The sequence below is a fragment of the Nocardia sp. NPDC004860 genome, assembly GCF_040609015.1.
Taxonomy (GTDB): Bacteria; Actinomycetota; Actinomycetes; order Mycobacteriales; family Mycobacteriaceae; genus Nocardia.
The window spans coordinates 21,764-35,947 of record NZ_JBEXJI010000050.1 but is presented as its reverse complement, the minus strand read 5'-3'; the positions used below and the strand labels follow the sequence as shown (position 1 = coordinate 35,947).

Genomic DNA, 14,184 nt, shown 5'->3' with positions numbered 1-14,184 from the left:
CATCCCACAGAAAACGCGACGGACCACGTGGTCCGTCGCGTTTTCTGTGGGATGGCGCGGCGATTGAGCACAATTCCGCCGTCGTGTGTCCCCGCCGTCGCCGCCGTGCGCCTGGATGCCAAAGGATGTGCGTCTGACGCCATGGCACACCTGTATGGCCGACTCGTAGTGTTTTGGATCACAGGAACAACGCGAATGACCTTCGCGACAGGCTCCGGCTCCGACGGGCCCGAGCATGACGAATCCCTGCTGATTCCCCGATCTGACCTTTTGGAAGGTTTCTTCATGAATGACGTTCAAGTGCAGTCGAATCTGCGCGTCGCCGAGGTGGACGGCTTCGAGATCGCCGTCGATGTGTACCGCCCCGACATCGACAACCCGCCCACTGTGATCTACCTGCACGGCGGTGGGTGGCAGCTCGGCGATAAGAAGGACGGCGCCGAGGAACGTCTGGCACGGCTGGCCTCGTACGGGATCGCCGTGGTGTCCGCGAACTATCGTCTCGCGCCGCAGGGTTCGTATCCCAACCCGATTCACGACGTCAAGGCGGTCGTGCGCTGGCTGCGGGCGCACGGCGATGAGCTCGGGGTCTCCACCGACCGGATCGGGGTCTGGGGCGCGTCGGCCGGCGCGTACCTGGCCACCATGGTCGGACTGACGTCGGGCGACGAAGAACTCGAAGGTGTTGTCGGCGACGATCTCGATCAGTCCAGCCGAGTCGACGCCGTCGTCCACTGGTTCGGGCCTTCCGACCTCGCTGCCAACAGCGGGCGAAGCTGGATCGAAAACCGCCTTCTCCCACCGCCGTTCGAGAACGCCCTGCTCGGCGACAATGAGGTCTCGGCACCCACGAACACGTCGTGGAACGCCAGCCCGCTCAGCCGGGTGACCTCTCTGGCCCCGCCATTTCTGATCGCACATGGTGACCGTGACCGGATCACGTTGTCGTCGCAGAGCCGCGCACTGCATGACGGCCTGGTCAGCGTCGGTGCCCGGTCCACGCTCCTCGTGCTGGGCGGCGCGGGCCACGAAGGCCCCGAGTTCGACGAGCCCGATCATCTCGGCATCACTGCCGCCTTCCTTTCGGCGCACCTTCGGGGCTGACCCCCAGAACTTCCCTTCCGACAACATTCAAGGAGCAGAACAATGACGCAGGATGCAGCGATCGAGCGGCAGCAGCGCCCGACCGGTATTCCGAGCTTTGATGACGATCTCCACGACGACGCGGTGCTCGTCGATCCGTTTCCCACGTACGCGAAGCTGCGCGATGCCGGGCCGGTGGTCTGGCTCGAAAAGTACGGGTATTACGCCTGCGCGCGCTACGACGAGGTGTCCTCGGTGCTCTCGGACTGGGAGACCTTCACCTCCCGTGAGGGCGTGGGATTCAACCAGTTCTTCAACGGAATCACCGAAACGAGCTTGCAGACCGAGGGCGAGCACCACGATGAGATTCGTCAGGTCGAGGGATGCCCCATCAAGAAGGGCCCGCTGGAAGAGCTCAAGCCGCGGCTGCAGACCTTCGCGGAGAACCTGGTCGAAACCCTGAAGGGCAAGGAGACCCTCGACGGTGTCGCCGACGTGGCGATGGCGATGCCCATCGAGATCGTCACCGATCTGGTCGGCGTCGAGGGCGTCAGCCAGGAACAGATGTTCAAGTGGGGTGTGGCCGGATTCGACAGCATCGGACCGCTGCACGCGCCGCGAACCCAGCCGGCGCTGGAAACGATGATGGGCTACATGGAGTTCGCCGACGAGAACTTCCCCAGCAACGTGCGTGAGGGCGGTTGGGCGGACCAGCTGTTCAAGAATGGTGCCGCCGTCGGGTGGCCGGAGGACTTTGCCCGCGGGGTGATGAACGACTACATCTACCCGAGTGTGGACAGCACCATCAGCGCGATCGGCATCGGTCTGCTGCTGTTCGCGCAGAACCCGGACCAGTGGGACCGGTTGCGCGCGGATCGGTCACTGCTGACCAGTGCGATTCCCGAGATTGTGCGGTTGGCGTCCCCGCTGCAGTTCTTCACCCGGGTTGCGACCAAGGACACCGAGATCGCAGGTGTGCCGATCCCCGAGGGGTCGCGCGTGGTGGTGATGTATGGCTCTGCGAACCGGGACGAGCGCAAGTTCGCCGATCCGGATTCGTTCGACATCACCCGGGATCCGGCCGGTCATCTCGGCTGGGGACGCGGCAAGCACGCGTGCCTGGGCAAGCCGCTGGCGCGTCTGGAGATGATCACGTTGTTCAACGTGCTCGCCGACAACGTCGAACGTTTCCATGCCGGTAAGTACCGATTCCAGCCGAACAACATCATCCGCAGCCTCGGTGAGCTGGAACTGGCCATTACCTGGGCAAACGAGAACTAGTTGACCGACGTCTCTGACGTCGTCCCTATCGGGTAGGGAAGGAAAGAGAAATGAAGATCCAGATCGAGTACGGAATGTGTGACGGGCATGGTGAGTGCGTGATCGCCGCCCCCGAGGTTTTCGACCTCAACGATGACGGCGACGAGGTGATCCTTCTGGACGACTCGCCCGCCGAGGAGCTCCGCGACAAGGTCAACGCCGCGATCAAGCTCTGTCCTGTCGCCGCCATCCGCGTCGAGGGTTGAGTCGTGACGAACACAGTGATTGTCGGCGCCGGGCTGGCCGGCCTCCGCGCAGCGCAGCGGCTACGTGAGACCGGCATGTCCGAGCTGATCACCATTGTCGGGGACGAAAAGCATCGCCCGTACAATCGTCCGCCGTTGTCGAAGCAGCTGATCGCCGGAACGATGACGGCGACGGAGTGCGAATTCGATACCGCGGCAGACGAATTCGACTGGATCCTCGGTAACGCCGCGACCGCGCTGGACGTGGAGAAGCGCCAGTTGCGTCTTATCGACGGCGAGATCGGATACGACAAGCTGATCATCGCCACCGGCCGCGGGGCACGATCGCTGCCGGGGCTGCCGGAAATGGAGGGGTTCCACGTCCTCCGCGGCCTCGATGACGCGGTTGCCCTGTGTACCGCGGCGCAGCATGCCAGCCGTGTGGTCATCATCGGCGGCGGCTTCATCGGGTGTGAAGTCGCCTCCAGCCTCCGGGTTAATGGAATGGACTCGGTCACCATCGTCGAGCGGGCGGCAACGTTGATGCCTCTTCTCGGACCGGACATCGGCCAGTTCGCCGAACGTCTGCACCGCGACCACGGCGTCCACATCCATTGCAATACCTCGGTGACCGAATTCCGCGGCGGGAGCCGGGTCGAACAGGTCGAACTCGATAACGGACAGGTACTCGACGCCGATCTGGTGCTGCTGTCGCTGGGCTCGGTTCCCAATACCGGGTGGTTGTCCGGATCGGGTCTCGAACTCGACCAGGGCAGCGTGGTATGCGACGAGTTCTGCCACGCCTCCGGGAACCCGGACATCGTGGCCGTCGGTGACGTCGCATCGTGGACTCATCGGGGCGTCGGCAAGCGGGTCCGGATCGAGCACTGGTCGAACGCGGCCGATATGGGTGCGGCCGCGGCGGAGAACCTGTTCGCCGCGGCCGGGGGCAAGAGCCCGTACAGTCCGATTCCCACCTTCTGGACCGATCAGTACGACATACACTTCAAGGCCGCCGGATTCGTCACGATGGCCGATACCTTCGTGCCGGTGGACGCGGGGGTCGAGGGGAAGTGGAACTGGGACGGGTTGGGGGAGAACGGCCTGGTGGCCGGGGTCACCGCGAATGACAACAAGGCGTTCCTGAAGTACCGGCGTGCGCTGGCCGGCTCGGGTATGAAACCCTGACAACACCACTGCACCGGAGTCCGATGAAAATGGAACGGGCTCCGGTGCAGTCGTTTTCGGGTCAGCGCTGGCGGTACTGCCCCGGGCTGACCCCGTAGAGGTTGCGGAACGACCGGCTGAAGTGGGAAATGTCCTTGAAGCCCACCCGAGTTGCCAGTGCCCCGATGGTGATATTTGTGCTCAGCAAGATCATGCGGGCGCGTTCGAGCCGGGCCTGAAGAAGCCATTCGCTCGGCGTACTTCCGGTGCTCTGGAATATCTTCTGCAGATAACGCAGCGAGATACCGAGTTCGGCAGCGGCTTCGGCGATGGAGAGGTTCTCCTCGTGGAGCCGGGTCTTGAGGAGGTTCTGCGCCCTATGCAGATCCGCGGTGTGGGCTTGCTGCGTCGGGCTCATAGCCCAACCTGTATCGGCCAAGGCGGTCACGATCATGTCCAACGCAGAGGCCGACAGTGCGGCGGCCGGCGCATCGGGCACCGCCGCATCGAGGGTGGCGAGCTGTTGCAGGAACCGGCTGACGACGACACCCGCTCCAGATGCCGCCGACACCGGTTGCGCCATCGCGTGGTCGATGTCGCGTTCGGACATACGGCCCAGGAGCAGGGGACGGGGAACACGAACGACGATCTGCTCGAACCGTTGCGGAAAGTCGAACCGGAACGGCCGACCGGCGTCGATCACCGCGAACGAGCCCTTGTCGAGCCAGATCGAACGTCCATGTTGCTCGATCCGCCCGGGCCCCCCGGTCACCGCGCACAGGAAATAGTCTTCGGAATCGATGTCGGCGATCATCGCTGGTGTCCGCAGGACCGAATGCGCATGGGCGCGTACGGTGCTCAGCGACAGATCCCCGAACTGCCGGGTGCTCAGTCGCGCCTCGAAGCGGCCCCTGGGCGACTGCCACTGCGGGTCCATCTCGCAGTAGGTTTCCGCCAGGGTGTCGGTCCACCACTCGCGGCCGCCGGACATCTCCTGGCGGACCGGCGTGGTGTGCGAGGGTGGCGGGGCGTCCTCATCAGGGGCGTTGGCGGCTTGCTCGGCACGCGTTGACATCGCGGTTCACCTCCTCAGATGAACGCAGTGTTACACGATCAAGGCTACCGTTTACCCGCGACGGGATTATCCGACGGAATTGGCCCCCGAGCGGGCACGTTGTTCGGATACTCGGGACACAACCCAACGGCATGCCGACGTGGCCGAGCGGCAGTCGCCGCGACCACGTCGGCCACCGGTCAGCCCGTGACCTCGCGGCCGAAGATCTGGCGGGCGAGCACCCACTTCTGAACCTCGTTCGCGCCTTCGTAGATCTCACCGATCTTGCTGTCGCGGTAGAACGCCTCCACCGGTCCGTCGGTGTCGTCTGCCCCCAAGGACTGGGTGAACCCGAGCCCGCCGAAGGCTTGCACCGCATCGCGGGCCATGTCCACGGAAATCTCGGTGCCACGCAGTTTGGCCATGGCCGCCTCCGGCTCAGGGAACGCGACGCCGGAGTCCAGGCGCAGTGCCGCCTTGAGATAGAGATCGCGGGCGGATTCGATGGTCGTGGCCCGGTCCGCCATCAGGAACTGCCAATGCTGCTTGCCTGCGAGGGGGCCACCGAAGGCTTGCCTGCGCGAGAGGTGGGCAGCGGTGTGGTCGAACGCGGCCTGCGCCATCCCGACCCCGGCCGCGGCGATGCCGATCCGCCCGTAGGTCAGGGTCTGCAGGGCGATCTTGAGCCCGCCGCCCTCCTCGCCCAACAAGGCGTCGGCGTCGAGATGGACCTGGTCGAGGATGACATCAGCGGTGATCTGCCCCTTGTTCCCCAGTTTGCGGTCGGGGGTGCCGATGGTGACACCGGGGGTATCGGTGGGCACGATGAAGGTGCTCAGCCGGTTGCCGGTGCGTGCCAGCACGACGACGAAGGCGGCTACCACCGAATTCGTGATCCAGCGCTTGCGGCCGTTGAGAACCCAGCCGGTGGCTGTCGGGGTGGCTTCGGTAGTGACCGCGGTAGGGGACAGGTCGCTCGAGGCGCCCGGCTCGCTGGTAGCGAACGATCCGACGATCTCCCCGGCGACGGCGGGGGCGAGCCACCGCCGTCGCTGCGCGTCGGTCCCCTGGTTGACTGCGTTGCCCGCGAGAATGCAGTGCACGTCGAAGATCGCGGCGACGCTGTTGGAGTAGTACGCGAGTTCTTCGACCGCGACGGCGGTCGCGGTGGCGCGGTGGGTCAGGTCGTCACCGCCGACATCGCCGGCGAAGGGAATACGGAACACCCCGGCTGAGGCGAGGGAGTCGAAGGCGTCGCGGGGGAAGCCGTCCAGGCGTTCGTCGCCCCGGGCGATGCGGCCGGCGATCGGAGCGATCGCATCTGCCGCGATCCGGCGCACCCGGTGGCGCACCTGCTTGATCTCCGGCGGGGAGAGCAGATCGTGGTAGAGCCGGTCGGCGATGCGCGGAGGGTCGAAGGCGTCGATCTCGGTATCAGAGTCGACGGCATGAACTGTGGTCACGGGGGCTCCCAGAAAAAGAACGGCGGTGTGTCTCTCCTGGTCTACGGCCCTCGACTGCCGCCGACAACGCGGTGTCGGCAATGCTGATCGATACCCCGGGTGCCGATCAGCATTGTCCAGCCACCCCGATCAGCGTGCCGCCCGACGCTCGGCGACAGTGACATCCCCGGCCGCCCAGTGCGTCTCCGGCACTTCCCGGATGACGACGCGAATGTTCTCCTTCGGCGCGCCGAGTGCCCGATGCGCGGCCTCGGTCAGCTCGTGAATCAGCGCACGGATCTGCTCCGGGGAGCGGCCCAGGCCGATCGTGACATCGATGAACGGCATGCGCCTATCCTCCCGAGATGGTGATGGAACCGAGCGAGGTGAAGTGGGCGGCCACCCGAGCGCCCGGTTCGACGGCGATGGCGTCGGTCATCCCGCCGGTCAACACGGTCCACCCGGCTTCGATGGCGTGCCCGCGCTCGGCCAGGGTGTTCGCCGCGAACGCCAGCGCCTCGGCAGGATGGCCTTGCACGGCAGCACCGGTGGCGGTGTCGACGATCTGGCCGTCGACCTCCAGCAGGCACGCCTCGAGGGCGAGATCGAGATCCTCTGGACGCCGCAGAACCGGACCTGTGACATACACGCCGGATGAATTATTGTCTGCGACAGCATCTTCGAGGGTGAACTTGAATCCGGCGTAGCGGCTGTCGATGATCTCGATCGCACCGGCGACCCGGTCGACGGCCGCCAGCGCCTCCGCCGCGGTGACACCGGGACCGGCCAGCCTGCGGCCCATCACAAATGCAATCTCCGGCTCCGCGCGCGGGTGGATGAGCCGGTGGCGGGGAACCGGGTCCCCGGCGGGCAAGGCCATCACATCGGTCAACCAGGCTACCGAGGGAGCATCGACACCCATCTGCCGCTGCTTCGCACGCGAGGTGAGCCCCAACTTGATGCCGGTGACAATCTCGCCTCGCGCCTTGCGTGCGGCGAGTGCGATGTCCTGCGCCTCGTAGGCGACGGGCAAGGTCAGGCCGGCCCATTCGGCGGACAACGAGGTACGCGAGGTGGTGGTGGCCTCGGCGTCGAGGAGGATGTCGGCGATGCGGCCTGCGCTCCAGCGCTGTTCGCTCGTCCGCTGTTCGCTGGTCATTGTTCTGCTCGCTCTCCAAGGATGGCGGACACGGTGCCGAGTCCGCTCATGGTCGCCACGATGGAATCGCCCGGTGAGATGGGGAAGGCTTTCGTCATCGATCCTGGCAGCACGACATGACCGGGTTCGAGGGTCACGCCGAGAGGGCCGACGGTGTTGGCCAGCCACACCAGCGAGTTCAGCGGGGAACCGAGCACCGCGCCGCCGGCGCCGGTCGCCACGAGTTCACCGTTGATGTGCAATGTGCAGCCGGACAAGCGCAAGTCGACATCGCGCAGCAGCACTGGCCGGCTGCCGAGAACGACCCCACCCGAGGAGGCGTTGTCGGCGATGGTGTCGAAGATGCCGATCTTCCAGTCCCGGATCCGGGAGTCGACGATTTCCAGGGCTGGAAGCACGAACTCCACCGCGCGCACGGCATCAGCGATGGTGACGCCTGGCCCGGTCAGGGAACGACCGAGGACGAACGCGGTCTCCGGCTCGATTCGCGGCTGGATATAGGTCGTGGACGGAATCGGATGATGCTCGAGGTGGAACATGCTCGCTGTCAGGTGACCGAAGTCGGGCTGGTCGACCCCCATCTGGCGCTGGATCGCCGCGGACGCGAGTCCGACCTTGTGCCCCTTGACGGCGTCACCGTCCTTTTCCCATTGCTCGACCTGAGCTTGGGCGATGCGATAGGCGGTCGACAATTCCGCCTGAGCGAAGTGGGGAGTCAAGGGGTCGATCGGCGTGCCGCTGCGGTACGCCTCCAGCAGCCGCTGCGCGGCGCCTTGTACGTCGTCGGTGGACATTAGACCTCGGGCTTTCGGTGGGAACGTCCCGCAGCGCTGTCGCAGCTCCGCAGGGATGTGACGTGTTGCACTGAACTCTCACCATCAGGCACTATGGGCCGATATGCAAGACGATCGTGCCGATGATCGGCACAGCTTTCCGGAATCAACCGCTGCTGGCGACGCCGGCTCCATCGCCCGTGCGGTCGCCGTGCTCGACATCCTCGGCGCCGCCGATACCCCCCTCGGGGTTTCGGAGATCGCCCGCCGCTGCCGCCTGCCCAAGTCGAGTGTGCAACGCATGCTCAAGGCGCTGTATGAGGCCAAGCTGCTCGAGCGCGAGGGCACCCGCTACCGGCTCGGGCTCAAACTGTTCGAACTCGGTCAGCACGTGCCACGCCAACGGAACCTGCGCGAGGCCGCCCGCCCGTTCATGGCAGATCTGCAGGAGGCAACAGGCCACTCGGTTCATTTCGCCGTCCTCGACGGGGACTGCGTCGTTTATCTCGAGGTTCTGCACAGCCCGAACTCGCCGCCGTTACCGACTCGGATGGGCGGGCGGTGGCCTGCGCATGGCACCGGCATCGGCAAGGCCATCCTCGCGTTTTCCGAGCAGACGGTCGTCGAGCAGATTCTCGCGGGCGGCCTCGCTCGCCTGAGCGAGCGCACCATCGTCGCGCCGGGGCTGTTCGTCGCGGAATTGGCCCGGATCCGCGAGCGCGGAGTGGCGTACGACCTGGAAGAGTCGCGGCCCGGCGTCGCCTGCGTGGCCAGTCCTGTCTTCGGGCTCGACGGGCAGGTTGTTGCCGGAATTTCGGTGTCCGGGTGGCACACTCGCATCAATCTCGACCATTCGGCGGCTGCGGTGCGGACCGCAGCACTGAGCTTGTCGCGGCACCTGTCTATGCGGTCCAGTTGAGCCGCTGTGTCAGATCGCCGCAGCGAAGGTGGGGTCGTCGCGGTGTGTGTGAATCGCCGCATCCGCGGAGTTCGCGATCGCACGCGAGATCTCCGCGCCGGCCGCGATGACGGCATTCTTGAACTCCGTCTGAGCGGGGACGAACCGGCTCGCAGGAACGCTCATACTGATCGCCGCGACCACCAACCCCATGTCGTCTCGCACGGGAGCGGCCACGCAGTGCACCTCCGGTACCGCCTCGCCCGCATCGAAAGCACACCCGGAACGAAGAACCGATCGCAGCTCCTGCGCGAGGGCGGCCGGATTGGTGATCGTCGACGGTGTCAGTCGCCGCAGCGGCTTCTTGGTGATGTTGCGTTCGATCTCGCCTGGATCACACTGCGCCAGAAGGACTTTGCCGACTGCACTACAGTGCGGTTCGAGATGAGCGCCCACCCGGGCTCCGGCGACGTTGATGACATGGTTGCCGAGTACCTTGTCGACATAGAGGACGCGATATCGCTCCATCACTGCCAGGTGTGTGGTCTCGCCGTACTTGTGTGCGAGGTCCTCGAGGACGGGTGTCGCGCAGGAACGAACGTCGACAGTGCCCTTGAGTGTCTGGCTCAGTTCCACTACCCGCCAGCCGATCCGGTAGCGGCCGCGGCTGCGGCACTGCAGTAGCCCGGTCTCGACGAGTGAGGACAGCAAGGCGTGTGCGCTCGAGCGAGGAACATCGATCGCCGCCGCCACCTCGGAAGCGCCCCACTCGGGGCGGGAGACGGTGAACAAGTCCAGTACCGGGCCGATTTTCTGCACCGTTTGGAGAGCCGCCATTGGTCCTTCCTTCCACTCTGCGACGACCGGCAGCGTCGCCTCTCCCCAAGTCTGTGTGTCAGCTCACACGCAGGTCCAACCGTGTGTGCCGGTCACCGGCACACGCTCCGACCTTCTGGATGGTGCTTTGCGGTCCCCGCCGCTGGGGCATGTCCGCCAGCTCGAACGTGGGGACGATGGATTCGGCCGACGCGGTGTGGATTCTGCAGGAGCTGGCAGCGGCATCGACGGACCGTTGTTCGGCCGCTCTAGGCACTCATGACATCCAGGACGGAAGGTTGTACCGCTAGGAGACCGCGTGGGCAGCCGGGAGTCGACTCGGAAGCAGTGCCTGAATGCGGCCATGCGCGGTGCATCGAGAGCCTGCCATGCCGGACGACGTCACCGAGGACACGCAACGACAGGTCGATGCGGACATCGTCGCGGAACTGTCGGCCGAGGGGTTCGAGGACGCGCGCGTTGTCGGGCGCGGCGGCTTCGGCGTCGTCTACCGTTGCGGCAGTCGGCACTCGATCGGATGGTGGCCGTCAAGGTCCTGAGCCCGGATCCGGACCATATGGACCGGGCGCGCTTCCTTCGGGAACAGCAGGCCATGGGGAGACTGTCCGGGCACCCGAATATCGTGCATGTCCTTACATCGTGATGCCGTTCCACCGCCGCGAACGCAGATGGACGCGAAGGGCAGCGGAGCCGGGGCACCCTGCCCGGCCCGAATCCCACCCACACACGCTGCACAAGATCACGGTCCACGCCATTTCGTTTGGTTTCGTTTCGTTAGACGCGACGTAATCAAATGAAAATAGTCCCAGTGCGCGTCATTGAACCGGCACGTCTGACCTCCGATAAGGTTCATTTATCGGAGGTCAGACCTGGGCCGACAAGTGGCCGGGATGCCGGTTGCGCCGTTCCCGGTTTCAGATCACGCGGCGTGCTTGCATCCCGGTCGGGATCGGGCTGACGCGGACCACGTCGCCTGTGGTCGGAGCATGGATCATTCGACCGTTGCCGAGGTAGATGGCGACGTGGCCGGGGCCGTCGGGGCCCCAGTTGCCGAACAGCAGGTCACCGGGGACGGCTTCGGACAAGGGGATCTCGGTGCCGATCTGCCATTGGGATTGAGAGGTGCGCGGCAGTGTCACCGCGCCGCCGGTCGCCGCGTGCACGGCGAAAGAGGTGAGGCCGGAGCAGTCGAATCCGCCGGACGAGGGGCCGTTGCTGCCGCCTCCGCCCCACACGTAGGGGAGACCGAGGTATTGCAGTGCCTGGTCGACGATTCGCCGGCCGAGGTCCTCGGCCGGGCGATCATCCGAGGGCGGCATGCTCTCCGCGTCCGTCGACAGCCATGCGTACTGCTCTTCGATGGCACGGATGCGCGCCACGTAGGGTCTGGTCTGGTTGTCGTAATCGGGGGTGTCGGAGGGCATTCCGCCCGAGCGCAGCACGGCTCCGGCTCCGGCGTTGTAGGCGGCGAGAGTGAGGTCCAGCGTGTCCCCGGCGACCAGTCCGCTCGTTTTCCATCCTTGGATCTGCTGGTAGGCGTCGCAGAGCAGGTGGCCCGAGGCCATCACCGAGTCGCCGACGTCGAAGACATCGGCGACTCCGGTGCCGTGCACGTCCTTGCCGTAGATCGCCCACGTGGCCGGCATGAACTGGCCGGGACCCAGGGCCCCGGCGGGGGAAACCGGTGCGGTCGGCCCATAGCGGAATCCGTTCTCCGCGGCGTAGAGCGCCGCCAGCGTCGGTGCTGTGATGCCGGGGCACAGCGCGCCGGCTTGCCGGAACCACGGTACGAACACGGCGATGTTCCCGGTGGTGGTGATCGGCGGGAGCGCCGCCGGGCCCACCGGAACAGCCGCGAGATGCGCAGGGGCGATGGAATATTCGCCCCCGCCCGATGGTCGCGTCGGAACGACCGCCACCGTCTGCGGTGAGAGCTGGTCGTCATCCGGTGCGGTGGGGGGTTCGGCTTCGGCCGCACCGGAATTCGGCTGTGCCAAAGCAGGACCCGGCGTTACCAGGGCCGCGATCCGGTCCGCGGCGTCGTCGACGCCCTCTCGCGCGGATTGCCGTGCCGGTTCGGGCAGTTGGGCGACGGCGCTGTCGAGTTGGATGGTGAGCGACTGCGCCGCCTCGCTGCCGGCCTCGATGGCGGCGTGCACGGAGGACTTGGCATCGTCCGGAAGCCCGGAACGATCGAGAGCACCTGTCGCGGCCGTCACTATCGTGGCAATCAGGGAAATCGGATCCGACATCGAGTCGTGCCCTCCTGCATTCGTTCTCGGAATTCGGATTTGCGCCGAAGGTATTTCTTCCGAGAACGATTCTGCGGGGGTACGAATTTTGGCACATCCCCCGGACGAGGCGGTATCACCGCCCATCGGAGGGGTTGGATACCGAATCGCTCCGGTGTGCCGTTACCTGGTTACGTTTGCGTCGAAGGATTCAATGATGCTCTGCCGCAAGAATTTCGATGGAACGCAGCACCTGGTCCAGCTCGACGATGAGTGCGCGACGCCGATCCGAGATTTCCGCGTAATCCGCCGTATTCGACAGCAGACCACGGTGTCGCGCCATTTTCAATGCTGTGCCGAACATTTCGCGGGACATCGATTCCTCGCTCGCCATCCGGCGTTGCAGTGCCCACTGTCTGCTCACCCGAAGACAGCGGTCGAGAAAATCCGCTTCGTCGAATACGTCGTCGATGCGCAGGCAGTGCAACTGGTCGGCCACCACGCGATAGGCGTCGATGAACGGGCGCAGCACCAGATGCGCCACCCGCGGTTCGCCCTCGGCGAGCCATTTCTCGGCGGCGGTCTTGTCCACTTCGGTCGGCCGCCGCGACCCGGCACCGGCCATGATGGCCACCTCGTCCCACAGCTCTTCGGCGAATTCCTCACGGCCCGCGAAGAAGAAGTCGAACTTCAGCAGCTCACGCAGCGCCAGGGCGGTGTTCCACCCGGTCCGGTTGTCGCCGTCCGGCGTCCGCACGATCGCCAGCAGCGACAGTTCGGCGATCGCCCGGACGAGCAGTACGTGCACCGCGCTGTTCCGATACACGGCCGCGACGAGATGCTGGTTCTCGCCGACCCCCCACACCGTGTCCGGGCCACCGTTGTAGCAGGTCAGTACGCCGGAATCGACCAGGGCGCAGAGGGTTTCGGCGACCGTGGCGCGATCGGTCAGGTCAGCACGACCGGCGACCGGCCAGCCGCGTTCGGACAGATAGCGGGCGAGCGGGGCCACGGTGGCGCAGACCTCGTCGAGCGTCAGTGCGCGGTCCGCGCCCAGCATCGCCACGCACACCGCGGCGGTGGCGGATACGGGCGTCGTCCGATTGATCCGGTGGCAGATCTCCAGCGCCAGTCGTTCCAGAACCTGACGGTCCTCCAGCCCTTCGGCGCGCAGCGCGGCGAGCCGGTCGTACACCGGGATCGGGTTGCCGAAATCGATGTGTATCCGCCCGAGGCGGTTCTTCAGTCCCCGTGCGTATTCGATGAGCCAGCGCACGTTCTCGGGCTGCTTGCTGAGCCCCCGGGATTCGGATGTCATCAACTCGACCTCGTGTAGCGGCAACTGGTCGTACATGATCGACACCGGGATGACGAGAGCGTTTGTCGCGTGGGCGGATTCGATCGCGTCCGTGACGTAGCGCAAGAGCCCGTAACGAGGCGGGCGGAGCTTGCCGGTCCGCGTCCGGCCGCCCTCGATCGACCAGACGAGGTTGTTCCCGTCGGTGACCATGCGGCCGACTATCGCGCGCAGAGCGAGCCGGTACACCGGCATGTCCCCGGTGTCCCGACGAACATGGACGATGCCGTTGCGCCGTGCCAGCGTGCCCAGCGGAAAGAAGTCGAGATTCGCTCCCGCCATTCCGAAACACGGGGAGATGCCCTTGTGGACGAGCATGGGCGGCAGTGCGAACTCATCGAGATAGGACCGATGGGAGAGCAGGAAGATCAGGGTGTTCTTGCGATCCAGTTCGCGCAATTCGCGAAGCTCCGACTCGTCGGTGACGATGTCGTAGCCGCGGACGAGCCACGCCGCGATGCGGCGCCAGGCGCGGAAGACGATCGGGTCGTGGCGGGCGGCCATCTCCCGGATGTAGCCCGCGGCCTCGGCACGGACATCGTCGTCGTCGCGACCGAGTTGGTGCGCCATCCGGTAGGTCGCGGTGCGGAAGTGGTCGGAGTCCAGCAACGCGGCGATGCCTGGGAGGGCGCCGGGGCGTGAGATCCCGGAGAGATCGGATCGATCTGCGCGCCGCAT

13 protein-coding genes and 1 pseudogene are annotated in these 14,184 nt (G+C 65.8%); 6 read left to right on the top strand and 8 right to left on the bottom strand.

The window, feature by feature from the left end:
- Nucleotides 1–195 precede the first annotated feature (195 nt).
- Genes ABZV44_RS44325 through ABZV44_RS44310 form a run of 4 tightly spaced genes read left to right on the top strand, consistent with a single transcriptional unit; the run spans nt 196 to nt 3,776 of the window.
- Complete coding sequence (locus tag ABZV44_RS44325) at nt 196–1,104, top strand: alpha/beta hydrolase (protein WP_354851034.1); 909 nt, start codon at nt 196–198, stop codon at nt 1,102–1,104.
- Nucleotides 1,105–1,146: 42 nt separating this feature from the next.
- Complete coding sequence (locus ABZV44_RS44320; protein ID WP_354851031.1) at nt 1,147–2,364, top strand: cytochrome P450; 1,218 nt, start codon at nt 1,147–1,149, stop codon at nt 2,362–2,364.
- Between the two features lie 50 nt (nt 2,365–2,414).
- Nucleotides 2,415–2,609 (top strand): ferredoxin, encoded by a 195-nt coding sequence (locus ABZV44_RS44315; protein WP_354851028.1) that lies wholly within the window; start codon nt 2,415–2,417, stop codon nt 2,607–2,609.
- Between the two features lie 3 nt (nt 2,610–2,612).
- Nucleotides 2,613–3,776 (top strand): FAD/NAD(P)-binding oxidoreductase, encoded by a 1,164-nt coding sequence (locus tag ABZV44_RS44310; RefSeq protein WP_354851026.1) that lies wholly within the window; start codon nt 2,613–2,615, stop codon nt 3,774–3,776.
- A gap of 61 nt (nt 3,777–3,837) precedes the next feature.
- Here ABZV44_RS44310 and ABZV44_RS44305 read toward each other — a convergent pair whose 3' ends face one another.
- The 5 genes from ABZV44_RS44305 to ABZV44_RS44285 all read right to left on the bottom strand — a co-directional run bounded on the left by ABZV44_RS44305 (nt 3,838) and on the right by ABZV44_RS44285 (nt 8,204).
- Nucleotides 3,838–4,746 (bottom strand): helix-turn-helix domain-containing protein, encoded by a 909-nt coding sequence (locus ABZV44_RS44305; protein WP_354851023.1) that lies wholly within the window; start codon nt 4,744–4,746, stop codon nt 3,838–3,840.
- 263 nt (nt 4,747–5,009) lie between these two features.
- On the bottom strand, nt 5,010–6,272 hold the full coding sequence (locus tag ABZV44_RS44300; RefSeq protein WP_354851021.1) for an acyl-CoA dehydrogenase family protein: 1,263 nt from the start codon (nt 6,270–6,272) through the stop codon (nt 5,010–5,012).
- A gap of 129 nt (nt 6,273–6,401) precedes the next feature.
- Nucleotides 6,402–6,599: a 2-hydroxymuconate tautomerase gene (locus ABZV44_RS44295; protein ID WP_354851019.1), complete on the bottom strand. Its 198-nt coding sequence runs from the start codon at nt 6,597–6,599 to the stop codon at nt 6,402–6,404.
- 4 nt (nt 6,600–6,603) lie between these two features.
- On the bottom strand, nt 6,604–7,410 hold the full coding sequence (locus ABZV44_RS44290; RefSeq protein ID WP_354851017.1) for a fumarylacetoacetate hydrolase family protein: 807 nt from the start codon (nt 7,408–7,410) through the stop codon (nt 6,604–6,606).
- Nucleotides 7,407–8,204: a fumarylacetoacetate hydrolase family protein gene (locus ABZV44_RS44285; RefSeq protein ID WP_354851014.1), complete on the bottom strand. Its 798-nt coding sequence runs from the start codon at nt 8,202–8,204 to the stop codon at nt 7,407–7,409. The genes ABZV44_RS44290 and ABZV44_RS44285 overlap by 4 nt, the downstream gene beginning before the upstream one ends.
- 103 nt (nt 8,205–8,307) lie before the next feature.
- Between ABZV44_RS44285 and ABZV44_RS44280 the strand changes: the two genes are divergently transcribed.
- Nucleotides 8,308–9,102: an IclR family transcriptional regulator gene (locus tag ABZV44_RS44280; protein WP_354851011.1), complete on the top strand. Its 795-nt coding sequence runs from the start codon at nt 8,308–8,310 to the stop codon at nt 9,100–9,102.
- A gap of 9 nt (nt 9,103–9,111) precedes the next feature.
- On the opposite strand, the gene ABZV44_RS44275 is transcribed toward ABZV44_RS44280, so the two are convergent.
- Nucleotides 9,112–9,918, bottom strand: a complete 807-nt coding sequence (locus ABZV44_RS44275; RefSeq protein WP_354851008.1) for an IclR family transcriptional regulator — start codon at nt 9,916–9,918, stop codon at nt 9,112–9,114.
- 368 nt (nt 9,919–10,286) lie between these two features.
- Between ABZV44_RS44275 and ABZV44_RS44270 the strand changes: the two are divergent.
- A pseudogene (locus ABZV44_RS44270) lies at nt 10,287–10,543 on the top strand (protein kinase); the annotation flags it as partial.
- 289 nt (nt 10,544–10,832) lie between these two features.
- On the opposite strand, the gene ABZV44_RS44265 reads toward ABZV44_RS44270, so the two are convergent.
- Complete coding sequence (locus ABZV44_RS44265) at nt 10,833–12,170, bottom strand: NlpC/P60 family protein (protein ID WP_354851006.1); 1,338 nt, start codon at nt 12,168–12,170, stop codon at nt 10,833–10,835.
- Between the two features lie 190 nt (nt 12,171–12,360).
- The gene (locus ABZV44_RS44260; protein ID WP_354851003.1) at nt 12,361–14,184 is read right to left on the bottom strand and encodes a 1-acyl-sn-glycerol-3-phosphate acyltransferase; all 1,824 of its coding nucleotides are present in this window, start codon (nt 14,182–14,184) and stop codon (nt 12,361–12,363) included.

Bases quoted from the DNA above. Each gene is read 5' to 3' on its own strand.
- ABZV44_RS44295 (WP_354851019.1), bottom strand. From the start codon at position 6,599: ATGCCGTTCATCGATGTCACGATCGGCCTGGGCCGCTCCCCGGAGCAG.
- ABZV44_RS44265 (WP_354851006.1), bottom strand. From the start codon at position 12,170: ATGTCGGATCCGATTTCCCTGATTGCCACGATAGTGACGGCCGCGACA.
- ABZV44_RS44320 (WP_354851031.1), top strand. From the start codon at position 1,147: ATGACGCAGGATGCAGCGATCGAGCGGCAGCAGCGCCCGACCGGTATT.
- ABZV44_RS44305 (WP_354851023.1), bottom strand. From the start codon at position 4,746: ATGTCCGGCGGCCGCGAGTGGTGGACCGACACCCTGGCGGAAACCTAC.
- ABZV44_RS44260 (WP_354851003.1), bottom strand. From the start codon at position 14,184: ATGCGGCGCGCAGATCGATCCGATCTCTCCGGGATCTCACGCCCCGGC.
- ABZV44_RS44280 (WP_354851011.1), top strand. From the start codon at position 8,308: ATGCAAGACGATCGTGCCGATGATCGGCACAGCTTTCCGGAATCAACC.
- ABZV44_RS44290 (WP_354851017.1), bottom strand. From the start codon at position 7,410: ATGACCAGCGAACAGCGGACGAGCGAACAGCGCTGGAGCGCAGGCCGC.
- ABZV44_RS44275 (WP_354851008.1), bottom strand. From the start codon at position 9,918: ATGGCGGCTCTCCAAACGGTGCAGAAAATCGGCCCGGTACTGGACTTG.
- ABZV44_RS44325 (WP_354851034.1), top strand. From the start codon at position 196: ATGACCTTCGCGACAGGCTCCGGCTCCGACGGGCCCGAGCATGACGAA.
- ABZV44_RS44315 (WP_354851028.1), top strand. From the start codon at position 2,415: ATGAAGATCCAGATCGAGTACGGAATGTGTGACGGGCATGGTGAGTGC.
- ABZV44_RS44285 (WP_354851014.1), bottom strand. From the start codon at position 8,204: ATGTCCACCGACGACGTACAAGGCGCCGCGCAGCGGCTGCTGGAGGCG.